The following is a 26,012-nucleotide window of genomic DNA, read 5'->3' as shown; positions in this document are numbered from 1 at the left end:
GGCGCCCTTGCCGCTCGCGCGGACATCACTTGCGCAGCAGGGTGACCACCGCCGCGCCGCCCAGGCCGATGTTGTGGGCAAGGCCGATCCGGGCGCCGGGTACCTGCCGCTCCCCCGCCGTGCCGCGGAGCTGCCACACCAGCTCCGCGGCCTGTGCCAGCCCGGTCGCGCCCAGGGGGTGGCCCTTGGAGATCAGGCCGCCGGACGGGTTGACCACCCAGCGCCCTCCGTAGGTGGTGGCACCGTCGGCGACGAGCTTGCCCGACTCGCCGTCCGCGCACATGCCCAGCGCCTCGTACGTGAGCAGTTCGTTGACGGAGAAGCAGTCGTGCAGCTCGATGACGTCCACGTCCTCGATGCCGAGGCCGCTCGCGGCGTAGACCTGCCGGGCCGCGGCCCGCGACATCGGCTTGCCGACCACGTCGATGCAGGAGCCGGCGGCGAAGCTGTCCTCGGTGTCCGTCGTCATGGCCTGGGCGGCGATCTCCACCGCACGCTCCGCCAGCCCGTGGTCCCGAACGAACCGCTCGGAGGCGACGACGGCCGCGGCCGAGCCGTCCGAGGTCGGCGAGCACTGGAGCCGGGTCAGCGGCCGGTGGATGGTCTTGGCGGCGAGGACCTCCTCGATCGTGTGGACGTCCCGGAACTGGGCGTAGGGGTTGTGCGCCGAGTGCCGGTGGTTCTTGACGCCGACCGCGGCGAGCTGCTCCTCGGTGGTGCCGTAGCGCGCCATGTGCTCGCGGGCGGCGTTGCCGAAGATCTGCGCGGTGGGCGGGGTCATCTCGAAGCCGTGTCCGGCCGCCATCACGCCGTAGTGCCGGGCGACCGGTGAGGTGGCGAAATCGCCGCTGCCCGCGCCGCCGCCCAGCGCACCGCGCTTCATCTTCTCGAAGCCGAGTGCCAGCACACAGTCGTTGATTCCCGACTCGACGAACTGGCGCGCCATCATCAACGCGGTGGAGCCGGTCGCGCAGTTGTTGTTGACGTTGTAGACCGGTACGCCGGTCAGCCCCAGTTCGTACACGGCGCGCTGGCCGGCCGTCGAGGTCTGGTAGCAGTAGCCGACCGGCACCTGCTCGACGTCCTCGTAGCCGATCCCGGCGTCGGCGAGCGCGTTGCCGCCCGCTTCCCTCGCCAGGTCCCAGTACTGCTCGTCGCGGGTCTCGGGCTTGGTGAACGGCGTCATTCCGACACCGATGATGTACGCCTTGCCGGCCATGCGTGTCCTCCTGGGGAGCGTCAGACGAGGGGGCGGGGCTCGGGGTCGCGCGGCAGGCCGAGCAGCCGCTCGGCGACGACGTTCAGCTGGACCTGGGTGGTGCCGCCGGCGATGGTCAGGCAGCGCGACATCAAGAAGCCGTGCAGCGCCCGTTCGCCCGCGCCCTCGCGCACCGCGCCGTCCGGCCCGAGCAGCTCCAGCGCCAGCTCGGCGACCTTCTGCTGGTGCGCGGTCTGCACCAGCTTGCGGATACTGGCGCCGGCGCCCGGCTCCAGGCCCGAGACCTGCTGGAGCGTGGTGCGCAGACCGATGCAGCCCAGCGCGTGGGCCTCGGCGGCGAGCGCGCCGATACGTGCGCGCAGCGCGCCGTCCAGGCCCGCGGAGCGGTCGATGAGGGCCTGCAGACCGGTGTCGAAGGTCAGTTGGTCGGCCATGTGGACACGTTCGTTGTCCAGGGTGGTGCGGGCGACCGTCCAGCCGTTGTCGACCTCGCCGACGACCGCGTCGGCAGGCAGCAGCACGTCGTCGAAGTAGACCTCGTTGAAGAGCGCGTCGCCGGTGATCTCCTTCAGCGGGCGGACGTCGATGCCGGGGCTGTGCATGTCGACGACGAAGAAGGTCAGTCCGCGGTGCTTGGGCGCGGTGGGATCGGTGCGGGCGAGCAGGATGCCGTGGCCCGCCCACTGGGCGGCCGAGGTCCACACCTTCTGGCCGTTGATCCGCCAGCCCTCGTCGGTCCGTTCGGCGCGGGTGCGCAGGGACGCCAGGTCCGAGCCGGCCTCCGGCTCGGAGAAGAGCTGGCACCACAGCAGGTCACCGCGCAGCGACGGCAGCAGGTACCGCTCCTTCTGCTCCTCGGTGCCGTGGGCGAGGAGCGCGGGCACCACCCAGGTGGCGATGCCCAGATCGGCGACCTTGACCCCGGCGGCCGCCAGTTCCTGCTGGACGGCGAGCTGTTGGACGGGGCCGGCGCCCAGTCCGTAGGGCTCGGGGAGGTGCGGGGCGGCATACCCGGTGGGGGCCAGTGCGCGGCGGACGGCTGCCGGGTCCAGGCCGCGCACTGCGCCGATGGCCGCACGGGCGTCGGCGCGGTGGCCGTCCGCTTCGGCCGGGAGTTCCAGTCGCAGTGCGCGGCGGGCGCCGTCGGCGGCGTGGCGGGCGGCGCGCAGCCGGTGGGTGTCGCCGCCACCGAGGAGCTGGCGGGCCACGGTCGCCCGCCTCAGGTGGAGGTGGGCGTCGTGCTCCCAGGTGAAGCCGATGCCGCCGAGGATCTGGATGCAGTCCTTGGCGCAGCCGAAGGCGGCGTCCAGGGCGGTCGCGGTGGCCAGCGCGGCGACCAGACCACGGACCTCGGGCGGCTCGTGCGCGGCGCGGGCCGCGTCCCAGACGAGGGCGCGGGCCTGTTCGCAGCGGACGAGCATGTCGGCGCAAAGGTGCTTGACCGCTTGGAACTGGCCGATGGGGCGGCCGAACTGCTCGCGCATCGCGGCATGTTCGGCGGCGGTGTGCAGGGACCAGGCGGCGGTGCCGCAGGATTCGGCGGCGAACAGCAGCCCCGCCAGGTCGCGGACGAGTGCGGTGTCGACGGTCAGCAGCCGGTCGCCGGGTATCAGCACGCCGTCCGCGCTCACCTCGGCGGTCGGCCGGGTGGGGTCGGCGCTCTCCTGGGGCCGCACGGTCAGGGTGTCGGCGTCGGCCGCGAGCCAGACGGTGCCGGCGGACGTCTCGGCGGCCAGCACCAGCAGATCCGCCTCGCCACCGGACAGGACGGGGGGTGCGGTGCCGTCGAGGAGGTAGCCGCCGGCCCCTTCGACGGCGGTGAGGGAGCCGGCGCCGAGTGCCACGGCGCCGATGCGCTCACCGGTGGCCAGGGCCCGTACGAGCTGCCGGGGCCCGCCGCGGTGGAGGAGTTCCCCGGCCAGGGCGGTGGGCAGGTACGGGCCGGGGAGCGCGGCGCCGCCCAGCTCCTCCAGCACGACCGCCAGGTCGAGGAGTTCGCCGCCGCCTCCGCCGTCGTCCTCGGGAAGGTGCAGTCCGACCAGGCCCTGTGCGACGAGCTGTTTCCCATGGGCGGGGCGGCCGGGCCCGCCGGGCGGTGCGGCGTCGAGCAGGGTGTGCAGTTCTTCGGGTGGCACGGTGCGGGCGGCCCAGCGGCGCGTCGCCTCTGCCAGGTCACGGTGCTCTTGTGTGATTCCGATGCCCATGCGGAGCAGACTAGAACACGTTCCAATCTGACGGAAGGTCAGGAGCCGGTCGAACGCCGATCGACCTCTTTGTCGGTGTTGATTCCGCAATCCGCCCGACTCGCACCGCTTTCCGGGCGCGAACAGTCCGCATTCGACAGGGAACGGCTCAGCGGCGTACCGGAAGCGGCCGGGTGAATTCCGGTGCACGCCCGCCATTCCGGCCCCGCCACAGGAGCCCCGCGCGAATTCACCACTATCGGGCATCCCGGAAACACCCCACGGGAAATACGAACCGCTGTTCTGACGGCGGAATGCGCCGGCGGCCGGTACCCGCACATCGCCCGGCGCGCGCCGTACGGCAGCATGAGCCCCCTGATCGCATCCCAGGAGGAAGCCCATGGCCGCTCCCACGGCTCCCACAGCTCCGCAGCCGGAGATTCTCGCCGCATTCGAGGCGGCGAAGGGCTTCATGCCCGTGGACGAGGGCCTCGCCCTGTACGCGGCGGCGGCGGAGGCGGGGGCGCTCGGGCTGCCGCTCGTGGAGGTCGGCACCTACTGCGGCCGGTCGACGATCCTGCTCGCGGACGCCGCGCGCGGCGCGGGCGTGATGGCCGTCACCGTCGACCACCACCGGGGCAGCGAGGAGCAGCAGCCGGGCTGGGAGTACCACGACCCGACGGTCGTCGACCCCGAGGTCGGCCGGATGGACACCCTGCCCACCTTCCGCCGGACCCTGCACGCGGCCGGCCTGGAGGAGCAGGTGATCGCCCTGGTCGGCCGGTCACCGCAGGCCGCGGCCCTCTGGCAGGCCCCGGTCGGCCTGGTCTTCATCGACGGCGGACACACCGACGAGCACGCCACCGCCGACTACGAGGGCTGGGCCCCGCACGTCGCCCCCGGCGGACTGCTCGTCATCCACGATGTCTTCGCGGACCCGGCGGACGGCGGCCAGGCCCCGTACCGCGTCTACCGCAGGGCCCTGGACTCCGGCGCCTTCACGGAGATCTCCGAGCACGGGTCGCTGCACGTCCTGCGGCGCACCGGCCCCGGCATCTGAGCGGGCTACGATCGCTGACGTGTCCAACGGCAGCACTTTTCCCCCGCACCGCCGCCTGCGCCGCGCCCTCGCCGTGACGCTGGCCGTCCTGGTGGCCGCCTGCGCGGCCGGCTGGCTGCTCTGGCGGTCCTCGGGCGACACCGGCGGCGCGCCGCCACCAGGCGCGCAGCCGGCCCCGAGCACGTCATCGAGCGGCGGCTCCGGCGGCAAGGCCGGGCACGGCGGCACCGGCGGCCCGCACGCCGAGCCCGACAAGGGAAAGGAAGGGGACGGGTCGGACGGCGGGAAGGCCGGCGGATCCGGCACCCCGCGAGCGGGCGGCAGCCTCAAGGGCAAGGTCGTGGTGATCGACCCCGGGCACAATCCGCGCAACCGCGACCACGGCCGGGAGATCGCGCGACAGGTCGACATCGGCAACGCGCGCAAGGAGTGCGACACCACCGGCACCTCCACCGACGACGGTTACGCCGAGGCCGCCTTCACCCTCGACCTCGCCCGCCGCACCCGCACCCTCCTGCAGGACCGGGGCGCCGAGGTCGTGTTCACCCAGGACGGCGACCGCCCCTACGGGCCGTGCGTCGACGAGCGCGCCGCCACCGGCAACAAGGCCCACGCCGATGCCGTCGTCTCCCTGCACGCCGACGGCTCGGGGGCGGGCAACCGCGGCTTCCACGTCATCCTGCCCTCCCGCGTCACCGCCGGCGCCGCGGACACCTCGGCGATCGTGGCACCCTCGCGGGAACTGGGCGAGCGGCTGGCCGGCCGGTTCGTGGCAGTAACCGGAAGTGCGCCCTCCAATTACATCGGCGGCGGCACCGGCCTGGACGTGCGCTCCGATCTCGGCGGCCTCAACCTCTCGAAGGTGCCCAAGGTGTTCCTGGAGTGCGGCAATATGCGCGACGCGAAGGACGCCGCGCAATTGACCGACGCACAGTGGCGGCAAAAGGCGGCGCGCGGGATCACCGAGGGCATTACGGACTTCTTGACGCACTGACAGCGGCCGGTGCGGCGCCCGCCGATACGGCCGGAGATACCGCGGCCGAAACCCTCCCGAAACCAACACGACGGCCCGGCGGATTCGACGATAGGTTCCCCTTTACGATGGGGGCCACCGCCCGTGCCTCGCACCGCGCGCCAGCGACAGCGACAGCGACGACCAGAACCACGAAACCGACAAAGGACCCTTACGTGAACATCCGCTCCCTCACTCGAGGCGACGGCGTGGTGATCGGAGCAGCGGTGTTGCTGTTCATCGCCTCGTTCCTCGAGCTCTACTCGACCGGCGACACCTGCGTCGGCAAGTTCTGCCCCGAGTCGACCTCCGGCCCGAACGCCTGGGACGCCCTGTCCCTGCTGATGAGCGTCTACCTCGCCGGTGTCATCGCCGCCGCCCTGATCGTGGTCTCCCGCGCCCTGCCGCAGCCGCGCAAGGTCGCCGGACTCGAACTCCAGCAGGTCGGCGTCTCGCTGGCCATCTTCGCGGCGTGGACCTCGTTCTGGGCGATCATCGACAGTGAGGGCGCCTCCGCCGGTCTGATCCTCGGCCTGATCGGCGCGTTCGCCCTGGCCGGCGCGGCCGTCGCCACCCCGCTGGTGCCCGCCCTCAAGGCCGCCCTGGTCGGCCCCCCGAAGCCGCAGACCCCGTCCCCGTACGGCACGGGCCCCAACCCCGGCTACGGCTACCCCGGCGCGCAGCAGCAGCCCGCGGGCCAGGGCTACGGCTACCCGGGCGGCCAGCAGCAGCCCGACCCGCAGTCCTACGGCGGTCAGCAGGCACCGGCCGGTGCCACGGCCGGCGGCCCGCAGGGCGCGACCCCGGCGGCCGGCGGCCCGGCCGACTTCGCGCCGTTCTGGTTCGCGGTGCCCGTCGCGCGCCCGCTGTACGGCGAGGACGGTTCGCCCCAGCCGATCGCCGAACTGGCGCCCGGCACCTGGTACCTCGCGGTGGAGCAGCGCGGCCAGGCCCTGATCGCGCAGACCCAGGACGGCCGGCGCGGCGTCCTGCAGGACACCACCGGCATCCAGCGCGGCTGACGCCGGACGCACAGCGGTCCTTTCGCGGCCCCTCGCCCTCGCGGGCGGGGGGCCGTTGCGCTGTCCGCCGCCGGGTCGTACAGTCGCCGGACCGCACCGACCTGACACACCGTCAGCATGTTGCGGTGGACGCGGACGGACACACCGGCGGAGAGGGGCGGGCATGCGACTCGGGCTGGCGCTGGGCTACTGGGGCCGCGGCCCCGACCCCCGGCATCTCGAACTCGCCCGCGAGGCGGAGCGCCTGGGCTACGACTCGGTGTGGACCGCGGAGTCCTGGGGCTCGGACGCGTTCACCGCGCTCACCTGGATCGCCGCGCACACCTCACGGATCAAACTCGGCACCGGCATCGCGCAGATGGCCGCGCGCACCCCCACCGCCACCGCGATGCACGCCCTCACCCTCGACCATCTCTCCGGCGGCCGGGTCCTGCTGGGGCTGGGCCTTTCGGGCCCGCAGGTCGTCGAGGGGTGGTACGGGCGGCCGTTCCCCAAGAGCCCGCTGACCGCGACACGGGAGTACGTGGACGTGATCCGGCAGGTGCTGCGCCGCGAGGGCCCGGTGGAGGCCGACGGGCTCTTCCATCCGCACCCCTACCGCGGCGCGGACGGCACCGGCCTGGGCCGGGCGCTCAAGCCCATCACGCACCCCCTGCGCGCCGAACTGCCGGTTCTGCTGGGCGCGGAGGGCCCCAGGAACATCGCCCAGACCACCCGCATCGCGGACGGCTGGCTGCCGCTGTACTGGTCACCGCTGCGCACCGAGGTCTACCGGGCATCCCTGGAGGACGCCCCGGACGGCTTCCTCATCGCCCCGATGGCGCGCGCCGTGGTCTGCGACGACGTCAGCGAGGGGCTGCTGCCGGTCAAGGCGATGCTCGGCTTCTACATCGGCGGCATGGGGCATGCGACCCGCAACTTCCATGCCGATCTGATGGCGCGGATGGGCTTCGAGGAGGAGGCCCGGCAGGTGCAGGAACTCTTCCTCCAGGGCCGCAAGGAGGAGGCGGTGCTTGCCGTCCCGGACGCGTTCGCCGACGAGATCTCGCTGGTGGGGCCGCGTGAACGTATCGCTCAGCGGCTGGAGTCGTGGCGGGCGGGGCCGGTCACCGACCTGTTGGTCACCGCTCCCGACCCGCACACCCTGCGAGTACTGGCCGAGCTCAACTCCTGACGCTCCCGGGGGCTGCACGGCCCGCACGGCTCATTCGAAGGACGCCCGCTCCAGCCACAGGTCGAGCAGTGCGCGGTCGCCGAACACCTCGACGCGGTCGCTGTCGGCGGGCAGCCTGCGGTAGAGGACCATCAGGAGGTCGGTGAGCGGGCCGCGCAGCGCGACGGCGGCCTTCTCGTGGCTGCGGCGGTGGACGAACCGGTCGCCGGTGAGGTCGAGGACCCATTCGGCGTTCAGCTCGGGCGCGGTGTCGGTGGCGTGCAGGTGGATGCTGCGGCCGGGGCCGAACAGCGGGTCATCGGCGTCCGCCTGCCGCGCGGCCATCTCCGGCAGGGCGCACAACTGGAGCCATTCCTCCAGGCAGTCGGCCGCCACCTCGGGTGCGAGCGCGTAGCCGGCGTCGGTCGCCAGGGCCGCGTCGGCCCGGTGGATCGCCGTCTCGTGGGTCATCCTGCGGGCCCAGAACCGCGCCCGCCGCACCGGCGACCAGGTCCACACCTCGGCCTCGGGACCGGCCTCGCGCAGCGCCCGTACGGTGTGCTCGATGCCCTCGGCGAGCCAGGCGTCCAGGGCGGCGGCGTCATCACCTTCGGGGCCGTCGCCCAGCGGGACGTCCTCGTCCTCGACGTTCCCGGTGGCGCGGGTGGCGACCAGCACTCCGGCCCAGCGGTGCGCGCCGCCCACGTGCCGGGCGAGATCGGCCAGCGTCCACGCGGGGCAGGTCGGTACCTTGGCGGCGAGATCGCCGGTGCGTACGAGCGCCCTGAATCTGTCGGTCTCGGCGAGGAGTTCGGCGCAGTAGCGCTCATGGGAGAGGGAGCCGCGGAGAGTCATGGCCGCACAGTAGTGCGCGGCCGGCCCGCGCGGCTCGTCAAATTGCGGGCCGCGGCATGCCCCCGGGGCCGGGCCGCCCCGGTGCCGCCCGGGTTCCTCTCCCGGGCGGCACCGGCGGCCTAGGCGCGGCAGCAGTCCGGGTCGAGGCCGGTGGGCAGCCACTCGCCGCCGAAGACCGACGTGGTGGCCTCGTCGCCTCCGAGGGCGGCCACCGCGAGCAGCAGCGATCCGGCGGTCCAGGAGGTCAGTTCACGGGGCCAGATCGCGTCGTCGTCGAAGACGTAGCCGGTCCAGTACATGCCGTCCTCCGAGCGCAGGTGCTGCATCCACTTGAGGATCTGCACGGCACGCTCGGACTCCCCCATCGCCCAGAGGGCGAGGGCCAGTTCGGCGCTCTCACCGCCGGTGACCCACGGGTTGGGCAGCACACAGCGCACACCGAGTCCCGGCACGACGAAGCGCTCCCACTCCGCGTCGATCCGTTCCCTGGCGTCCGCGCCGCGCACCGCGCCGCCCAGGACCGGGTAGTACCAGTCCATGGAGTAGCGGGCCTTGTCCAGGAACCGCTCGGGGTGCCGGCGAATCGCGTGGCCGAGGCGCCCGGCGGCCAGTTCCCAGTCGGGCTGCGGCTCCTCGCGCTGGTCGGCGAGGGCGAGGGCGCAGCGCAGGGCCTGGTAGACCGAGGACGATCCGGTCAGCAGCGCGTCGGTGACGGGGGTGCCGTCGTCCTCCCGCTTCCAGCCGATCTCGCCACCCGGCTGCTGGAGTTCCAGGACGTACTCGATGGCCGCGAAGACCGCGGGCCACATGCGGTCGAGGAACGTCTCGTCGCCGGTGGACAGGAAGTGGTGCCAGACGCCGACCGCGATGTAGGCGCAGAAGTTGGTCTCCCGGCCGCGGTCGGTGGGCGCCTCGGCGTCTCCGTCGGCGTAGGCCGCGTACCAGGAACCGTCCTTGTTCTGGGTGCGCACCAGCCAGTCGTACGCGGCCTCGGCGCGCTCGTGCTCGCCGGCCGCGTCCAGGGCCATGGCGGCCTCGGTGTGGTCCCACGGATCGAGGTGGTGCCCGCGGAACCAGGGGATCGCGCCGTCCTCGCGCTGGATCGCCATGATGCCGGCGACCGTGAGGGCAGCCTGTTCTGCGGTGAGCACGCCCGGCAGGACCAGGCGTTCGGTACGCCCGGGACTTGTCACTTGGCGGCTCCCGGGGTGGACTCGGCGGACGTGGCGGACTTCGCGGCGCGCTTGGCGGGCCCGGCCGTGGACTTGGTCGGCTTGGCCGTGGACTTGGTGGCCTTCGCGGCGGTCTTGGCGGGAGCCTTGGTGGCCTTGGCGGTCTTGGCCGGAGCCTTGGCCGCGGCCTTCGCTGGCTCGGGGGTCGTCGCGGCGGCCGTCGCGGCGTCCTGCTCGGGCAGGCGTGGCTTGGTGGCGTAGGCCACGAAGCTCTTGCCGATGACGGGGTTGAGCGCCTGCTCCGCGAGCCGGGTGGCCAGCGGCTTCTTCATGATGTCCCAGACCAGCAGCTTGTGGTACGCCTTCACCGGCAGCGGGGCGTCGTCGCCGTCCTTGTCCACCCCGAAGGCGCACTTCAGCCACCAGTAGGGGCTGTGCAGGCCGTGCGCGTGATGCGTGCCGTAGGGCTCCAGGCCCGCCTCGCGCATCTTGCCGAGCAGTTCGTCACCGCGGTAGATCCGGATGTGGCCGCCCTCGACCTCGTGGTAGGCGTCGCTGAGTGCCCAGCAGATCTTCTCCGGGCCGTAGCGCGGGACGGTGACGGCGATCCGGCCACCGGGGCGCAGCACCCGCACCATCTCGGCGAGCACTCCCTTGTCGTCGGGGATGTGCTCCATCACCTCGGAGATGATCACGACGTCGAAGCTGTCGTCGGGGAACGGCAGGGCGAGCGCGTCCCCCTCCATCGCGGTGGCGGTGGCACCCGCCGGGACCTCGCCGGCCTCCTCCATCGCGGCGAACCACTTGGCGACCTCGCGGATCTCCTCGCCGTTCTGGTCGAGGGCGACGACCTGCGCGCCGCGTCGGTAACACTCGAAGGCGTGCCGGCCCGCGCCGCAGCCCAGGTCGAGTACGCGGTCGCCCGGGGCGAGCGGGAAACGGGAAAAGTCGACGGTCAGCACGGCGTTCAGCTTTCGTCCGGCGGTTCATGGCGGTGGTGGCTGCGGAAAGCGGTGGGGTACGGGGTGCGGGGGTGGCGGCCGACGTCCCGCGCACCTGCGCGCACGCCCGGAGGCGCGGTCGGGCCCGGCACTAGGCGCGTCCGGCGGGGCTCGGGGCGGCCGCGGTCCCGGCGGCGCCCCCGGCCGCCCCCCGGCCGCGGGCAGCGGCGGCGGCGTGGTCCGCCTGGAGGGCGATCGCCTCGCGGTAGCGCTCGGCGGTGCCGAGGGCGGCCTGCCGCCAGGTGAAGCGGGTCAGCACCCGCTCACGGCCCGCCGCGCCGAGCCGGCTGCGCAACGGGGCGTCCCCCAGGAGGCGGAGAAGCCCGGTCGCCAGTGCGCCGGCGTCGCCCGGGGGCACCGCCAGGCAGGTCTCACCGTCGGTGCCGGCGACTTCGGGGATGGCGCCGCCGGTGGTGGCCAGCAGCGGGGTGCCGGTGGCCATCGCCTCGGCCGCCGGGAGCGAGAAGCCCTCGTAGAGGGAGGGCACACAGGCGATCTGCGCACCGCGCACCAGGTCGACGAGTTCGCTGTCGCTGATGCCCTTGACGAACTCGATGGCGTGCGCGAGGCCGTGGCGTTCGATGGCCGCGGCGACCGGCCCGTCGTCGGCGCGCTTGCCGACCACCACCAGATGCGCGTCGGGGTTCTCGGTACGGACCTTGGCGAGCGCCTCGACGAGGTGGACCAGGCCCTTGAGCGGCACGTCGGCGCTGGAGGTCGTCACGATCCGGCCCGGTACCTCGGGGACGGACGGGTCGGGCGAGAAGAGGTCGGTGTCGGCGCCGATGTGCACGACGTGGATCCGGCCGTCGGCCACGCCGAGGTCGTCGACGATCTCCTGGCGGGAGGAGCCGGAGACGGTCAGCACGGACGGCAGCCGGCGGGCGACCCGCTTCTGCATCCGGGTGAAGCCGTACCAGCGGCGCACCGAGGCGCGGCGCAGCCGGCCTTCGGCGGCTTCCAGGTCCAGCCGCCGGTCGACGGTGATGGGGTGGTGGATCGTGGTGACCAGCGGGGCGCCGATCGCGCGCGGGCCGCCGAGCAGGCCGTACCCGAGCGTCTGGTTGTCGTGCACGACGTCGAACTCGCCCCGCCGGGCGGCGAGGTGACGCCGGGCCCGGAGGGAGAAGGTGAGCGGTTCGGGGAACCCGCCGGTCCACATCGTGCCGACCTCGACGGCGTCGATCCAGCTGCGGAACTCGCGGAGCCCGGGAGTGCGGAACGGGTCGGGCTGCCGGTAGAGGTCGAGGCTGGGCAGCTCGGTCAGCGTCACCCCGTCGTCGAGGACGGGGTAGGGCTGGGCGCCGATGACCTCAACGGCGTGCCCGAGGCGGGCCAGTTCGCGCGAGAGATGGCGTACGTAGACGCCTTGACCACCGCAGAAAGGGTTCCCCTTGTAGGTGAGCATCGCGATGCGCAGGGGTCCGTCGCCGTTCTCCGGGGCGGAGGCCGAGGGGGCCTCTGCGGGGCGAGGCGCGGCTGCCTGGACGGCCTCTGCGGTCACGCTCGGCCCCCTTCTCACTGGACTTTCGCCGGAGCGTAACCGCTGGCGGTAATCTAGAACAAGTTTCAGAACTGATCGGCTACTGATCAGTTCAGGAAGCTTCGAATCTACCGGCCGAGCCCCCCGCGGAAAGAGTCGCACCAGGTGATTCGCGCCACGACCCGCCCCCCTGCCATGCTGTGCCGATCACACCACCGGCACTCACCGCATCGCGGACGCAATGCCACGGAATGGGATATATGACTACGGAATCCAGGGCGGCCGACCCGGCGCCTCCCGCGAGTCCTCCCCTGACCGAACGTCAGGAGGCCCGCCGCCGCCGCATCCTGCACACCAGCGCCCGGCTGGCCGGCCGTGGCGGGTTCGACGCCGTACAGATGCGCGAGGTCGCCGAGTCCTCGGGCGTCGCGCTCGGCACCCTCTACCGCTACTTCCCCTCCAAGGTGCACCTGCTGGTCGCGACCATGCAGGACCAGCTCCAGCACATGCACGAGACGCTGCGCAAGCGCCCGCCGTCGGAGGAGGACCCGGGCAAACGGGTCGCCCAGACCCTGATGCGGGCGTTCCGAGCCCTCCAGCGCGAACCGCACCTCGCGGACGCGATGGTGCGCGCGCTGACCTTCGCCGACCGCTCCGTCAGCCCCGAGGTGGACACCGTCTCCCGGCTGACCACCGCGATCATCCTGGACGCGATGAACCTGGACGGGCCCGCCACCCCCGACCAGTTGTCCGCGGTGCGGGTCATCGAGCACACCTGGCACTCGGCGCTGATCACCTGGCTGTCCGGGCGGGCCTCGATCGCCCAGGTGAAGATCGACATCGAGACGGTCTGCCGGCTGATCGACATCACCGCACCGGAGCCGGGACCGCGGCCCGGGGCGAAGTCGGGGTCCGGCTCGGGGACGGCCGCTCACTCCTCGGGCGGGAAGACCGGCTGACCGCTGTCCGCCACGGTGATGAGGATCGCCTCGACCGGGCACCCCTCGGCCGCTGCCAGCACGCTCTCGGCGGGGTCCCCCTCCGGCGCCACCGGATGCGACTGCCGGGCGGAGTCGAGACGGAAGCCGTCGGGTGCCGCCCCGACGCACATCCCGGACCCGATGCACACGCTCCGGTCCACCTCCACCCGCCAGCGGTCCCCCATCAGGCACCCGCCGGCAGGTGGATCATCTTGTGCTCCAGATACTCGCCGAACCCCTCCGGCCCGAACTCCCGCCCGATGCCGGAGTTCTTGTAGCCGCCGAACGGGCCGAGCATGTCGATGCTGAAGGTGTTGACCGAGTACGTGCCGGTGCGCACCTGCCGCGCGATGTCGATGCCTCGCTCGACGTCGGCGGTCCACACCGAGCCGGAGAGGCCGTAATCCGAGTCGTTGGCGATCCGCACCGCCTCGGCCTCGTCCTCGTAGGGCAGCAGGCAGATGACCGGGCCGAAGATCTCCTCGCGGGCGATCCGCATGGAGTTGGCGACCTCGCCGAAGAGCGTCGGCTCGACGTACCAGCCCGTCGGCTGCCCCTCGGGCCGTCCGCCGCCGGTCAGGACCTTGGCACCTTCCTGCTGGCCGAGCGCGATGTAGTCCAGCGAGCGCTGCTGCTGGCGCCGGGCGACCAGCGGGCCGAGTTCGGTGGCCGGATCCAGCGGGTCGCCGACGGTCAGCGCACCGGCCGCCGCGGTGAACCGCTCGGCGATCTCGTCGTAGCGACTGCGCGGCGCGAGGATCCGCGTCTGGGCCACACACGCCTGGCCGTTGATCATCCAGGCGAACGGCACGATGCCGGCCACCGCCGCCTCCAGGTCCGCGTCCGGCAGGATCACCGCGGCGGACTTGCCGCCCAGCTCCAGCGTGACGCGGCTGAGGTTGCGGGCCGCGACCTCCATGACCCGCTTGCCCGCCGCCACCGACCCGGTGAACGAGACCTTGTCCACGCCCGGGTGCCCGACCAGGTACTCGCTGACCTCCCGGTCCGCGGGCAGGATCGACAGCACGCCCTCCGGCAGCCCGGCCTCGGTCACGATCTCGGCGAGGAGGTAGGCGTCCAGCGGGGTCTCGGGGGACACCTTCAACACCACCGAGCAGCCGGCCAGCAGGGCCGGGGCGAGCTTGGCGGCGGCGGTGAACTGCGGGACGTTCCACGGCACGACGGCCGCGACCACCCCGGCCGGCTCCCGGCGGACCAGCAGCGGGCCCAGCAGGCCGGCCCGCCGCTCCTCGAACGGGAAGTCACGGGCCACGGCCAGGGCCGCGTCCCACACCAGCATCGCCGCCAGCGACTGCACCATCACACCGGAGGTGACGGGAGTGCCGTTCTCCGAGCTGATGACCCGGGCGATCTCCTCGCTGCGCGCGGCGAAGGCGTCCTTGATGCGGGTCACCACGGCGATCCGCTCCGTCAGCGGGGCCTGCGCCCAGACCCCGGAGTCGAAGGACGTGCGGGCCGCGGCCACCGCGCGGTCGACATCGGCCCGGGAGGCGTGCGGCACCCGGCCGATGACCTGCTCGGTGTGCGGCGAGACGACCTCGATCGTGTCGCGGCCGGCCGGGTCGACCAACTCACCGCCTATGTAGAGCTTTCCGTGCTCGACGAGGTCGCTCATCGCTGCCGCCTCCCGCGGGTTGGCCGCCCTCGGCCGGCGGGCGTGCACGCCCCGCCGACACCTGACGCTGCATCAGAAACTGATACCAGTTCCCTTTGCAGGAGTCCACGGCGCACACACAATCACCGCACCGCCGACCCCGCGTCCAGCAACCGCGAAACCGCCCCACCACCTCAACTCCACCACCGGAAAGCCCACTTCAGGCCGCACTGGAACTCGTTCTAGTTATAGTGAACGGGCATGCCCACACCGAGAGGGGACCGGGATGACACAGGTGACCGACCACAGGGGCGGGGTGTGGAGCATCGCCGTCCCCATCCCGGACAATCCGCTCGGCCACACCCTCGTCCACCTCCTGGAGACCGACCGCGGCCCGGTACTCATCGACACCGGCTGGGACGACCCGCACTCCTGGGACACCCTTGCCGCCGGCGTAGAGGCGTGCGGCTTCGCCCTCACCGACCTGCACGGCGTCCTGATCACCCATCACCACCCCGACCACCACGGGCTCTCCGCCAAGGTCCGTGAGGTGTCCGGGGCCTGGATCGCGATGCACGCCGCCGACACGGCCATGGTCCGCCGCGCTCGCGACGCGGAGCCGGGCCGGTGGCTCGACTACCTGACCGCCAAACTCACGACGGCGGGTGCGCCCGAGGACCACCTCGCGCCCCTGCGGGCGGCCCGCGCCAAACGCGGCGCCCGGTCACTGCCCAACCGGCGGCCCGCCCTGCCGGACCGCGACATCGCCCCCGGTGAGCTGCTCGACCTCCCGGGGCGCCGGCTGCGCGCGATCTGGACGCCGGGGCACACCCCGGGACACGTCTGCCTGCACCTGGAGGAGGAGCACCCGGGGCGGGGCGCGGGGGCCGGGGGTGCGGGGGCCGGGGGTGCGGGGGCCGGCTACCTGCGGGGCACGGGTGCGGGGGCCGGGAGGACGGCGGCCGGGGCCGCGGCCGGTGGGGCCTCCGGCTTCGGCCGGCTCTTCTCCGGCGACCACCTCCTCCCCGGCATCACCCCGCACGTCGGGCTGTACGAGGACCCGGACGACGCCACGGTCACCGACCCGCTGGGCGACTACCTCGACTCCCTGGAGCGGATCGGCAGACTCGCCCCGGCCGAGGTGCTGCCCGCCCATCAGCACGCGTTCGCCGACGCGGACGGGCGGGTGCGGGAACTCCTCACCCACCACGAGGAGCGCCTCTCCGGACTGAGAGCACTGCTCCGCGAACCCCTCACGCCCTGGCAGCTCGCGGTGGCGATGGAGTGGAACCGCCCCTGGGAGCAGATCCCCTACGGCTCCCGCAACATCGCCGTCTCGGAAGCCGAGGCCCACCTGCGCCGCCTGGTGAAACTCGGGCACGCCGAGCCGGTCCCCGGCTCCGACCCGGTGACGTACCGAGCGGTGTGAATCCCCGCCGGGCAGCCGCCCGCGCCCCGCGGTCACCGGGGACCGCAGCGGGGCAGGGCCCCGCGCCCCGCTCCGGCTCCCGCACACGGGGGCCCGCCCCGGGCTGCGGGGCCCGCCCCTATCCGTACGTGCGAGCGAGTCCCTTGCGGGCGCCGGTTAAGGTGTGCGGGACAACTTCATCCGTGCCTATCGGGGGAAGCCGGTGAAAATCCGGCGCTGACCCGCAACCGTGAGGACGGCCCACCCGCGCACCGCGACGCTCTCGCGGCTCGCACGGCCGTACGAGCCGGAGCACCCGCTGGCGCACGACCAAGGCTCCCGCCCCGGCCCCACCCACGGACGGCCGGTGCGCGGCACCGTCGAGGTATACGGAGCTGAGCCCGGTGCCACCGCGCGGACCCGACGACCGGGCGCGCGGGTGGCCGGCCGAGCGCGGCTGCGTACACCGCTGCGAACCGACCCGAGAGGCACCGACCCCATGGCTCCCCTGGCCCCCATGGCTCCATCCTTCGCCGTCCTGGCACGCCGCGCCGCCGTGGCCCTGGCCACGGCGGCGGTGCTGGGCACGGCCGCCGCCCCGGCCGCGTTCGCCGACTCCGCCGCACCGGCGGCCCCGTCGCCCTCCCCCGCGAAACTGCCCGCCGGCCTGTACGGCGCCGCCTCCCCGGAGTACGACGGAGTGTGGCGGCAGTCGCTCGCCCTGCTCGCGCAGGACACGGTGGGCCTGCGGCCCGCGGCGTCCGCGGTCGACTGGCTCACCGGGCAGCAGTGCGCCGACGGATCGTTCGCCGCCTTCCGGGCCGACCCGGCGAAACCGTGTGCCGCCAAGACGATGCGGGACACCAACCAGACGGGCGCCGCGGTGCAGGCCCTGGCCGCGCTCGGCGGGCACGGTGACGCGGTGAAGAAGGCCTTGGGCTGGCTGAGGTCGGTGCAGAACAAGGACGGCGGATGGGGCTCGACGGCCGGCTCGCCCAGCGACGCCAACTCCACCTCCGTCGTCATCGGCGCACTCGCCGCGGCGGGCGCGGATCCGGTCACCGTGACGTCGGGCAAGGGCGGCAAGTCCCCCTACGACGCGCTGCTGACCTTCCAGCTGAGCTGTGCGGCGAAGTCCGCGGAGCGCGGTGCCTTCGCCTACCAGCCCAAGGACGGCGTCCTGGCGCCGAACGCCGACGCCACCGCTGCCGCCGCGCTGGGCGCCTTGGGCAAGGGCTTCGTCGTCGCGCCGGCGGGCAACGACTCCCACGCCCCCATACGCCCGCTGACCTGCAAGGACGAGGGTAAGGACGGCCAGGGCGGCGACGACCGCGGCAGCGCGGACGCCGGTGCCCGGAAGGCGGCGGCCAGGGGCGCGGACGCCTACCTCGTCGCGCAGCTCGACGCGAACGGGCAGCACCTGCTGTCCGCGATGCCGGGCGCGGAGGACCAGCCGGACGTCGGCAACACCGCCGACACCGTCCTCGCGCTGGCCGCGGGGGCGCACGGCACGGCCGCGCAGAAGCCCCTGAAGTGGCTGGAGCAGCACGCGGCGGACTGGGCGAAGCAGAACGGCCCGGCGGCGTACGCCCAGCTGGTGCTCGCCGCGCACGCCACGGGCGCCGACCCGCGCGCCTTCGGCGGCACCGACCTGGTGGCCGCCCTCAACGCCACCGGCCCCGCACCGGCCGCCGGGCAGGGGAAGAACGCCGACGCGAAGGACAAGGAGGACGGCGGAAGCGGCATCAGCGTCTGGTGGATCGTCGGCATCGGGCTCGCCATCGGCGCCGGTATCGGCTTCCTGCTGAGCGGCCGCATGAAGAAGAACTCCCTCTGATGCGCTTCCCCCGTATCGCCTGCGCCCTCCTGCTGGCCGGCAGCGTCACCGGTCTGGCCGCCACGCCCGCCCAGGCACAGGAGTACCGCTACTGGTCCTTCTGGAACAGCAAGGCGGGCGGCTCCGGTGGCACGGGCGGCTCAGGTGGCTCCTGGGCGTACGCGACCGAGGGGCCGGCCACCATGCGGCCTGCCGACGGTGCCGTCGAGGGCTTCCGGTTCACCGTGAGCGCCGACTCCGCCGCGGCCGCCGGTCCGCGCACGGCCGCCGACTTCGACGCGATCTGCCAGGGCACTCCGGCCAAGGACAACAGCAAGCGGGTCGGCGTCGTCATCGACTTCGGCAGCGCGGCGGACGCGGCCGGCGGGGAGCGGCCGCCGAAGCCGCGGACGCACTGTGCCGTGGTCCCCGAGGACGCCTCGGCGGGCGAGGCGCTGGCCGCGGTCGCCGGGCCGCTGCGCTACGACTCCCACGCCCTGCTGTGCGCCATCGCCGACTACCCGCGGTCGGGGTGCGCGGACCAGGTCGACGGTTCGGGCGGCAAGGGGGCGCAGGACCCGGCAGGCGGCGAGGACACAGCCGACGCGGGCTCCGGGGACGCGGCCTCGGGCCGGTCGGCGGGGCAGGGTTCGGGCACCGGGGGCGGCCGCGAGGACGGCGGCCCGTCCGCCGGACTGCTCGGTGGCGGCGCGGCCGTCTTCGCGCTGGGAGCGGCGGCCGTGTGGCAGGCGCGCCGCCGGCGCGGATGAGCGCCCCGCGCGCGACCCGTACCACCGCGCTGCACGCCGGAGCGTGGTGGCTGTGGGCGCTCGGCCTGGCGGCCGCGGCCTCGCGCACCACCAATCCGCTGCTGCTCGGGATGCTGGTCGGAGTCGCGGGCTATGTCGTCGCTGCCCGCCGCACGGACGCGCCCTGGGCCCGTTCGTACGGCGCGTTCGCCAAGCTCGGCCTGTTCGTGATCGCCGTCCGGCTGGTCTTCGCCTTCGTCCTGGGCTCGCCGATCCCCGGAACCCACCTCCTGGTCACATTGCCCGAAGTACCGCTCCCCGACTGGGCACAAGGCGTCCGGATCGGCGGCCGGGTCACCGCCGAGGGCATGCTCTTCGCCCTCTACGACGGCCTGAAGCTGGCCGCCCTCCTCATCTGCGTCGGCGCCGCGAACGCCCTCGCCAACCCCGCCCGGATGCTGAAGTCCCTGCCCGGGGCCCTCTACGAGGCGGGCGTCGCGGTCGTCGTCGCGATGACGTTCGCACCGAACCTGGTGGCCGATGTGCAGCGGCTGCGCGCCGCCCGACGGCTGCGCGGCCGACCCGACCGCGGCTTCAAAGCCCTCCTCCAGGTCGGACTGCCCGTGCTGGAAGGGGCGCTGGAACGCTCGGTCGCGCTGGCCGCCGCGATGGACGCCCGCGGCTACGGCCGCACCGCCCGGGTACCACGCGCGGTCCGGCACACCACCTCGGCCCTCACCCTCGGCGGCCTGCTGGGCGTCTGCGCCGGGACCTACGGGCTGCTGGCCGGGTCCGGCGCCGGCTACGGTCTTCCCCTCCTGCTCGCCGGACTCGCCGCCGCACTGGGCGGGTTGTGGCTCGGCGGCCGCCGCTCGGTACGCACCCGCTACCGGCCGGAGCGCTGGGGCGTCCGCGCCTGGCTGGTGGCCGGCTCCGGTATCGCCGTGGCGGCCCTGATGATCCGGGCGGACACCGTCGCGCCCGGCGCCCTCCAGCCACCCGTCGTCCCGCTCACCGCACCCGTCCTCCCGCTCTGGCCGGCCCTCGGCGTACTGATGGGCCTGCTGCCCGCGTTCGTCGCTCCCCTGCCGCCCCGCACCTCGTCCGAACGTGCCGGGCCGGGCGACGGGCCCCGCGGCGCTCGCACCCCCGGTGCGTCGAAGGAGCCGGCCCGCTCCCCGAGGCCGCTCCGGGCCCCGAGGTCGCCGCAGTCCCCGCAGTCGTCGCAATCGTCGCAATCGCCCACGTCACAGAGGGAGTCCACCCAGTGATCCGGTTCGAGCAGGTGTCGGTCACTTACGGGGACGCCACCGAGCCCGCCGTGCGGGACGTCGACCTGACCGTTCCCGAAGGGGAACTGTGTCTTCTCGTCGGACCCTCCGGCGTCGGCAAGTCGACGGTGCTGAACGCCGTCTGCGGACTCGTACCGCACTTCACCGGGGGCACCCTGCACGGCCGGGTCACCGTCGACGGCCGCGACACCCGCACCCACCGGCCGCGTGAACTGGCCGATGTGGTCGGCACCGTGGGCCAGGACCCGCGGGCCCACTTCGTCACCGACACCGTCGAGGACGAACTCGCCTACGGCATGGAATCGCTCGGCCTCGCCCCGGACGTGATGCGCCGCCGCGTCGAGGAGACCCTCGATCTGCTGGGCCTTGCCGACCTGCGTGACCGCGCCCTCACCACCCTTTCCGGTGGCCAGATGCAGCGGGTGGCGATCGGCTCCGTGCTGACCACCCATCCCAAGGTCCTCGTCCTGGACGAACCGACCTCGGCCCTGGACCCGGCCGCCGCCGAGGAGGTGCTGGCGGTGCTCCAGCGTCTCGTGCACGACCTCGGGACGACGGTGCTGCTGGCCGAACACCGCCTGGAGCGGGTGGTGCAGTACGCGGACCAGGTGATCCTGCTGCCCGCACCCGGCGCGGCCCCGGTCCTCGGCGACCCCGCGCAGATCATGGCCGTCTCCCCGGTGCACCCCCCGGTCGTCGCCCTGGGCCGCCTCGCCCAGTGGTCGCCCCTCCCCCTCTCCGTACGCGACGCGCGCCGCAGGGCCGCCCCTCTCCGCGACCACCTCCAGCAGCTGGAGCCGGCACGCGGCACGAAGGCAACCGCGAGCGGAACGGGCTCGTACGGGCCAAGCACGGGCGGACGAGGCACCGAGGGACGGGGTACGGAGGGACGGGGTACGGCCGGACCCCGTACCGGCGGATCAGGAGCCGTCGCTGCCACCCCCGCAGCCACTGGTGCCCCGGCCGCCCCGGCCGCCGTAGTCTCCAAGGTCACCGTCCAGCGGGGCCGTAGCGACGTCCTGTACGGGGTGGACCTCACCGTCCACCCCGGCGAGACCCTTGCCTTGATGGGCCGTAACGGTGCGGGCAAGTCCACCCTGCTCGCCACCCTCGTCGGCATGCACGAACCGTCCTCCGGCACGGTCCGGGTCGGCGACGCCACCCCGCACCGCACCCGCCCCCGCACCCTCCTGCGCCACGTCGGGCTGGTCCCCCAGGAACCCCGCGACCTGCTGTACGCCGATACCGTCGCCGCCGAATGCGCCGCCGCCGACGACGACGCGGACGCGCCCGCGGGCACCTGCCGGGACCTCGTCACCCGCCTCCTGCCCGACGTACCGGACTCCGTCCACCCCCGCGATCTGTCCGAGGGCCAACGCCTCGCGCTGGCCCTCGCGGTCGTCCTGACCGCCCGGCCGCCGCTGCTCCTTCTCGACGAGCCCACCCGCGGCCTCGACTACGCCGCCAAGGCCCGCCTGATCGAGGTGCTGCGCGCGCTGGCCGACGAGGGGCACGCCGTCGTTCTGGCCACCCACGACGTGGAACTGGCCGCCGAACTCGCCCACCGCGTCGTCATCCTGGCCGACGGCGAGATCGTCGCCGACGGGCCCACCGACGAGGTCGTGCTCGCGTCGCCCTCCTTCGCCCCCCAGGTCGCAAAGGTCCTCGCGCCGCTGCCATGGCTGACGGTCCCCCAGGTGGCCCACGCCCTGGAGGCCACCGCATGAACGCCGCACACCCGACGCCAGACCACCCCGAGGGGCCACCCGGGGGCCCCCTCCCCCCTCCCCCGCCCCCACCCCCGCAACGTGAGCCGGACCGCCCGCACCCCCTCGGCCTGCACCGCCTCGGCCAGCGCCACACCGGCCCAGGTCACACCGGTCTGCGTGAGACCGGTCAGCGCCCCCTCGGCCAGCACCGCTTCGGCCTGCGTCACCTCGGTCGGCTCCGCCGCCCACTCGGCCCGCACCGCCAGGACCGCCCCCACCACCCGGGCACGGGCAGGCCGGCCGCGCCCGGGCGCCGGGCCCGTGCCGTGCGCCTGGGGCCGCGGTCCGTGGCCGCCCTGGTTCTCGTCTCGGCCTGCGGTGTGATGGCGTTCGGATGGCCCCTGCTCGCCGACTCGGCTTCCGGACTCGCTCATTCCAAGGACGCGCCGTGGCTCTTCGCGGCGCTGCTGCCGATGCTGCTGGCCGTCGTCGTGGCCACCATCGCCGACACCGGCCTGGACGCGAAGGCCATCGCGATGCTCGGCGTCCTCGCCGCGGCGGGCGCCGCCCTGCGGCCCCTCGGAGCGGGTACCGCGGGCATCGAGCCGATGTTCTTCCTGATGGTCCTGGCGGGACGGGTGCTGGGGCCCGGATTCGGCTTCGTCCTGGGGTCCGTGGCGATGTTCGCGTCCGCCCTGCTGACCGGCGGCGTCGGCCCCTGGATGCCCTTCCAGATGCTGACCATGGGATGGGTTTCCATGGGCGCGGGCCTGCTGCCGGGCCCGGACCGCCTGCGCGGCCGCCGCGAACTGGCCCTCCTCGCCGCTTACGGAGGCGTCGCCGCCGTCCTCTACGGCCTGGTCATGAACCTCCAGGGCTGGCCCTATCTCGGCGGCATGGCGTCCGGTGTGTCGTTCGTCCCCGGCGACCCCCTGCACGACAACCTCGTCCGCTATCTCACCTACTGCCTGGCCACCTCCCTCGGCTGGGATGTCCCGCGCGCCCTGGTGACCATGGTCCTCACCGTCACTCTGGGCGGCACCGTCCTCAGAGCCCTCCGCCGCGCCACCCGCCGCGCCGCCTTCGACACCCCCGTCTCCTTCACCTCCACGGCACCTCCTCCCTGACCCGCCCGGCCGTCCCCCTTCGGCCGCCTCCCCCGTTCCGCCCTCTTCCTCCCTCTTTCTTCCCCTGCCAATGACCGTACGGACGTCTCGCACGGCGCGGTATCCGGGTTTCCCCCCAACGCCCCCTGCCCTACCCGTAGATCACGTCAGGGTCCCCGCCCCGGCCGATCCGACCACCCCCTGCACGAGCCACCGCGCTGGGTACGCGGCAGCGCACCGAGCCGCGCTCCGGCCCGGCGCGGCCCGGCTCACGCTCCCGCCGCGTACCTCCAGAAGTCCCGCATCACGGTGGGCGGGCTCGGGTTGGTCATCTCGCATTGGGTGAGCAGGATCGTGACCGCGCCGGTGGACGGGGTGAGGTGCGCCGCCGTTCCGGTGCCGCCGACCCAGCCGTAGCGGCCCGGCACGTTCCACGGGTCGACGGCCACGACGTCGACCGAGCCGCCGTACCCCCAGCCCTGGCCCTCCAGGAACAGCGCGCTCGCTTCGCGTTGGGACGGGGTGAGGTGGTCGGTGGTCATCTGCCGCACCGAGCTGGGCGACAGCAGCCGGCGGCCGTCGGCGGTTCCCTCGTCGAGCAGCATCCGGGCGAAGGAGTGCAGGTCGTCGACGGTCGAGACCAGTCCGCCTGCGCCGGACGGGAAGGCCGGGATGCTGCTCCACTGGCCGTCCGGGGCGTCGACCGGCTGCAGACCGCCCGCAGCGTCGGGCCGGTAGAAGCTGGTGAAGCGGTCGCGGTCGGCGGCGGGCACCGCGAAGCCGGTGTCGGTCATGCCGAGCGGCTCGAACAGCCGCTCGGCGAAGAACTCGAGGAGGGAACGGCCCGAGGCCCTGGCGATCAGTACGCCGAGGATGTCGGAGCAGGCGTTGTAGAGCCATGCGCGGCCCGGCTGGTGCAGCAGGGGGATGCGGGACAGCGCCGCCATCCAGTCGTCCGGCGCGGCGATCCGCTGGGGCTGGGGCGGCCCCTGCTTCAGTTCGCTGACCAGCAGCTCGACCGCGGGCAGCGAGAAGTCCGACGGGAAGCCGTAGCCGGCGCGGAAGGTGAGGAGGTCGGCGACGGTGATCGCCCGCTCGGCGGGGACGACATCGTCGACGGGGCCGGCCGGGTCGCGGACGACCACGGGGGACGCCAGCTCCGGCAGCCACGGCCCGACGGGGTCGTCCAGGGCGATGCGGCCGTCGTCGACCAGCATCATGGCGGCCGCGGCGGTGACGGGCTTGGTGATCGAGGCGACGCGGAAGATCGAGTCCCTGGCCATCGGGGCGCTGCCCTCGATGTCGGCCGAGCCGACGGCCTGCACCTCGACCTCGTCGCCGCGGGCGACCAGAGTCACCGCGCCGGGCACCGATCCGTCGCGGACGTGTCTCCCCAGGGTCTCGCGCAGGTTCGTCATCGGTTTCCGCCTTCCTGAAGGTACGTTCAGAAGGCAGACTGCCGGAGCGGCGCGGACTCATCGGCCCCGTGCGGTCCCGGCGCGTCGGCACCGGACCTGCCCCTCAGCCGTGGCGCGCCGGCCCGGCAACCACTCGACGTGGACCGGGTCCCGGCCGCCTCACAACCGCTGGATGATCGTGCCCGTGGCCAGCGCGCCGCCCGCGCACATGGTGATCAGGGCGAACTCCTTGTCCCTGCGTTCCAGTTCGTGGAGGGCGGTGGTGATGAGGCGGGCGCCGGTGGCTCCGACGGGGTGGCCGAGCGCGATGGCGCCGCCGTTGACGTTCACTTTCTCCAGGTCCTGTGAGAAGACCTGCGCCCAGGACAGCACGACGGACGCGAATGCTTCGTTGATCTCGACCAGGTCGATGTCGTTGAGGGACATCCCGGCCTTGCCCAGCACCGCGCGGGTGGCGTCGATGGGCCCGTCCAGATGGAAGTGGGGGTCGGAGCCGACCAGTGCCTGGGCGACGATACGGGCCCGCGGTTTGAGCTTGAGGGCGCGTGCCATGCGCTTGGAGGCCCACATGACCGCGGCGGCCCCGTCGGAGATCTGTGAGGAGTTGCCGGCGGTGTGGACGGCCGTGGGCATGACGGGCTTGAGGCCGCCGAGCGCGTCCATGGTGGTGTCCCGCAGGCCCTCGTCCCGGTCGACCAGCCGCCACATGCCCTGGCCCGCGGCCTGCTCCTCCTCGGTGGTGGGGACCTGGACCGCGAACGTCTCGCGTTTGAAGCGTTCCTCGGCCCAGGCCGCGGCGGCTCGTTCCTGGGAGATCAGCCCGAGGGAGTCGACGTTCTCGCGGCTCAGTCCCCGTTTGCGGGCGATGCGTTCGGCCGCCTCGAACTGGTTGGGCAGATCGACGCTCCACTCGTCGGGCCAGGGCTTGCCGGGTCCGTGCTTGGAGCCGCTGCCCAGCGGTACCCGGGACATCGCCTCGACGCCGCAGCCGATGCCGACGTCGATGACGCCGCCCGCGATCATGTTGGCCACCATGTGGTTGGCCTGCTGGGAGGAGCCGCACTGGCAGTCGACGGTGGTCGCCGCGGTCTCGTAGGGCAGGCCCATGGCGAGCCAGGCGTTGCGCGCCGGGTTCATGGACTGCTCGCCGGCGTGGGTGACGGTGCCGCCGACGACCTGTTCGACGCAGTCCGGCTGGATGCCCGTGCGGGCGAGGAGTTCGCGGTACGTCTCGCCCAGGAGGTAGGCGGGGTGGAGGTTGGCGAGCGCACCTCCGCGCTTGCCGATGGGGGTGCGTACGGCTTCGACGATGACGGGTTCCGCGGCCATGACTGACTCGTCCTCTCCTCGCGTCCGCGGGCGCCCCGGCCCCACGGAACAAGAACTAGTACGCGTTCTAGTTCTGCGAACAGTCTTATGAGGCGCCCTCGCGGGCGCAAGGGGTCTGCAAGCCCCTTGTCCGACGCCCGACCCCGTATGGCCGACTACGACGCATACTTGTCGACCCGTCAGCCTTACCCCGCGCGCGGGCTTCGATGCCCCCTTGCCCCGCAAGAGGTGCCGCCGCGACCCTTGCCACTTGTAGAACTCGTTACTACCTTCAGCGCCACTCATAACTGATGGTTCGTCAGCTCAACTGCCCCGGGAGCCGGCGGACGGGCCGGATTCGCGCCGGCTGCCAGAACCGTCAGACCCGGATCGGCCCCGGACCGGACACGGATCGGGGTCCGGTCCCGGGCCGGACCGGACCAGGAGTCGC

21 protein-coding genes and 1 riboswitch are annotated in these 26,012 nt (G+C 73.4%); of the genes, 11 read left to right on the top strand and 10 right to left on the bottom strand.

Annotated elements, in window-relative coordinates:
- Positions 1–25 precede the first annotated feature (25 nt).
- Together QOM21_RS25850 and QOM21_RS25845 are read right to left on the bottom strand one after the other, a co-directional pair.
- On the bottom strand, positions 26–1,219 hold the full coding sequence (locus QOM21_RS25850; protein WP_407553411.1) for a lipid-transfer protein: 1,194 nt from the start codon (positions 1,217–1,219) through the stop codon (positions 26–28).
- A 20-nt stretch (positions 1,220–1,239) separates the two neighbouring features.
- Positions 1,240–3,423, bottom strand: a complete 2,184-nt coding sequence (locus QOM21_RS25845; RefSeq protein WP_407553410.1) for an acyl-CoA dehydrogenase — start codon at positions 3,421–3,423, stop codon at positions 1,240–1,242.
- A 379-nt stretch (positions 3,424–3,802) separates the two neighbouring features.
- On the opposite strand from QOM21_RS25845, the gene QOM21_RS25840 reads away from it, so the two are divergent.
- The 4 genes from QOM21_RS25840 (at position 3,803) to QOM21_RS25825 (ending at position 7,670) form a co-directional block, all read left to right on the top strand.
- Positions 3,803–4,462 (top strand): class I SAM-dependent methyltransferase, encoded by a 660-nt coding sequence (locus QOM21_RS25840; protein ID WP_407553409.1) that lies wholly within the window; start codon positions 3,803–3,805, stop codon positions 4,460–4,462.
- Between the two features lie 19 nt (positions 4,463–4,481).
- On the top strand, positions 4,482–5,456 hold the full coding sequence (locus QOM21_RS25835) for an N-acetylmuramoyl-L-alanine amidase (RefSeq protein WP_407553408.1): 975 nt from the start codon (positions 4,482–4,484) through the stop codon (positions 5,454–5,456).
- Between the two features lie 194 nt (positions 5,457–5,650).
- Positions 5,651–6,496: a hypothetical protein gene (locus QOM21_RS25830; RefSeq protein ID WP_407553407.1), complete on the top strand. Its 846-nt coding sequence runs from the start codon at positions 5,651–5,653 to the stop codon at positions 6,494–6,496.
- A gap of 163 nt (positions 6,497–6,659) precedes the next feature.
- Positions 6,660–7,670: an LLM class F420-dependent oxidoreductase gene (locus tag QOM21_RS25825; RefSeq protein WP_407553406.1), complete on the top strand. Its 1,011-nt coding sequence runs from the start codon at positions 6,660–6,662 to the stop codon at positions 7,668–7,670.
- Positions 7,671–7,700: 30 nt separating this feature from the next.
- Here QOM21_RS25825 and QOM21_RS25820 read toward each other — a convergent pair whose 3' ends face one another.
- The 4 genes from QOM21_RS25820 to QOM21_RS25805 form a co-directional block, all read right to left on the bottom strand.
- On the bottom strand, positions 7,701–8,504 hold the full coding sequence (locus QOM21_RS25820) for a maleylpyruvate isomerase family mycothiol-dependent enzyme (protein WP_407553405.1): 804 nt from the start codon (positions 8,502–8,504) through the stop codon (positions 7,701–7,703).
- A 119-nt stretch (positions 8,505–8,623) separates the two neighbouring features.
- Complete coding sequence (locus tag QOM21_RS25815; RefSeq protein ID WP_407553404.1) at positions 8,624–9,697, bottom strand: prenyltransferase; 1,074 nt, start codon at positions 9,695–9,697, stop codon at positions 8,624–8,626.
- Positions 9,694–10,638 (bottom strand): class I SAM-dependent methyltransferase, encoded by a 945-nt coding sequence (locus QOM21_RS25810; RefSeq protein ID WP_407553403.1) that lies wholly within the window; start codon positions 10,636–10,638, stop codon positions 9,694–9,696. Before QOM21_RS25810 ends, QOM21_RS25815 begins: the two co-directional genes overlap by 4 nt.
- 130 nt (positions 10,639–10,768) lie before the next feature.
- Positions 10,769–12,181: a glycosyltransferase family 4 protein gene (locus tag QOM21_RS25805; RefSeq protein WP_407553402.1), complete on the bottom strand. Its 1,413-nt coding sequence runs from the start codon at positions 12,179–12,181 to the stop codon at positions 10,769–10,771.
- A 239-nt stretch (positions 12,182–12,420) separates the two neighbouring features.
- On the opposite strand from QOM21_RS25805, the gene QOM21_RS25800 reads away from it, so the two are divergent.
- Positions 12,421–13,119: a TetR family transcriptional regulator gene (locus QOM21_RS25800; RefSeq protein WP_407553401.1), complete on the top strand. Its 699-nt coding sequence runs from the start codon at positions 12,421–12,423 to the stop codon at positions 13,117–13,119.
- Here QOM21_RS25800 and QOM21_RS25795 read toward each other — a convergent pair.
- Together QOM21_RS25795 and QOM21_RS25790 are read right to left on the bottom strand one after the other, a co-directional pair.
- Positions 13,092–13,325 (bottom strand): ferredoxin, encoded by a 234-nt coding sequence (locus QOM21_RS25795; RefSeq protein ID WP_407553400.1) that lies wholly within the window; start codon positions 13,323–13,325, stop codon positions 13,092–13,094. The genes QOM21_RS25800 and QOM21_RS25795 overlap by 28 nt on opposite strands.
- Complete coding sequence (locus tag QOM21_RS25790) at positions 13,325–14,776, bottom strand: aldehyde dehydrogenase (protein ID WP_407553399.1); 1,452 nt, start codon at positions 14,774–14,776, stop codon at positions 13,325–13,327. Before QOM21_RS25790 ends, QOM21_RS25795 begins: the two co-directional genes overlap by 1 nt.
- Positions 14,777–15,041: 265 nt before the next feature.
- Between QOM21_RS25790 and QOM21_RS25785 the strand changes: the two genes are divergently transcribed.
- The 6 genes from QOM21_RS25785 to QOM21_RS25760 all read left to right on the top strand — a co-directional run bounded on the left by QOM21_RS25785 (position 15,042) and on the right by QOM21_RS25760 (position 22,856).
- Positions 15,042–16,184 carry an MBL fold metallo-hydrolase gene (locus QOM21_RS25785; RefSeq protein WP_407553398.1) on the top strand — a complete coding sequence of 381 codons (1,143 nt, stop codon included), beginning with the start codon at positions 15,042–15,044 and terminating at the stop codon, positions 16,182–16,184.
- Between the two features lie 136 nt (positions 16,185–16,320).
- A riboswitch (cobalamin riboswitch) is annotated at positions 16,321–16,502 on the top strand.
- Positions 16,503–16,680: 178 nt separating this feature from the next.
- On the top strand, positions 16,681–18,000 hold the full coding sequence (locus QOM21_RS25780; RefSeq protein WP_407553397.1) for a prenyltransferase/squalene oxidase repeat-containing protein: 1,320 nt from the start codon (positions 16,681–16,683) through the stop codon (positions 17,998–18,000).
- Positions 18,000–18,749 carry an SCO2322 family protein gene (locus tag QOM21_RS25775; protein ID WP_407553396.1) on the top strand — a complete coding sequence of 250 codons (750 nt, stop codon included), beginning with the start codon at positions 18,000–18,002 and terminating at the stop codon, positions 18,747–18,749. Before QOM21_RS25780 ends, QOM21_RS25775 begins: the two co-directional genes overlap by 1 nt.
- Positions 18,746–19,999, top strand: a complete 1,254-nt coding sequence (locus QOM21_RS25770) for a CbiQ family ECF transporter T component (RefSeq protein ID WP_407555816.1) — start codon at positions 18,746–18,748, stop codon at positions 19,997–19,999. The genes QOM21_RS25775 and QOM21_RS25770 overlap by 4 nt, the downstream gene beginning before the upstream one ends.
- Positions 19,996–21,747 carry an ABC transporter ATP-binding protein gene (locus QOM21_RS25765; RefSeq protein ID WP_407553395.1) on the top strand — a complete coding sequence of 584 codons (1,752 nt, stop codon included), beginning with the start codon at positions 19,996–19,998 and terminating at the stop codon, positions 21,745–21,747. The genes QOM21_RS25770 and QOM21_RS25765 overlap by 4 nt, the downstream gene beginning before the upstream one ends.
- A gap of 308 nt (positions 21,748–22,055) precedes the next feature.
- Complete coding sequence (locus tag QOM21_RS25760; RefSeq protein WP_407555814.1) at positions 22,056–22,856, top strand: ECF transporter S component; 801 nt, start codon at positions 22,056–22,058, stop codon at positions 22,854–22,856.
- A gap of 248 nt (positions 22,857–23,104) precedes the next feature.
- On the opposite strand, the gene QOM21_RS25755 is transcribed toward QOM21_RS25760, so the two are convergent.
- Positions 23,105–24,253 (bottom strand): serine hydrolase domain-containing protein, encoded by a 1,149-nt coding sequence (locus QOM21_RS25755; RefSeq protein ID WP_407553394.1) that lies wholly within the window; start codon positions 24,251–24,253, stop codon positions 23,105–23,107.
- Between the two features lie 159 nt (positions 24,254–24,412).
- Positions 24,413–25,582: a steroid 3-ketoacyl-CoA thiolase gene (locus QOM21_RS25750; RefSeq protein WP_407553393.1), complete on the bottom strand. Its 1,170-nt coding sequence runs from the start codon at positions 25,580–25,582 to the stop codon at positions 24,413–24,415.
- Between the last annotated feature and the right edge of the window lie 430 nt (positions 25,583–26,012).

It is taken from the genome of Streptomyces sp. Pv4-95 (assembly GCF_045782725.1).
Classification (GTDB): Bacteria; Actinomycetota; Actinomycetes; order Streptomycetales; family Streptomycetaceae; genus Streptomyces.
This window is presented reverse-complemented; position numbering and strand designations above follow the sequence as displayed.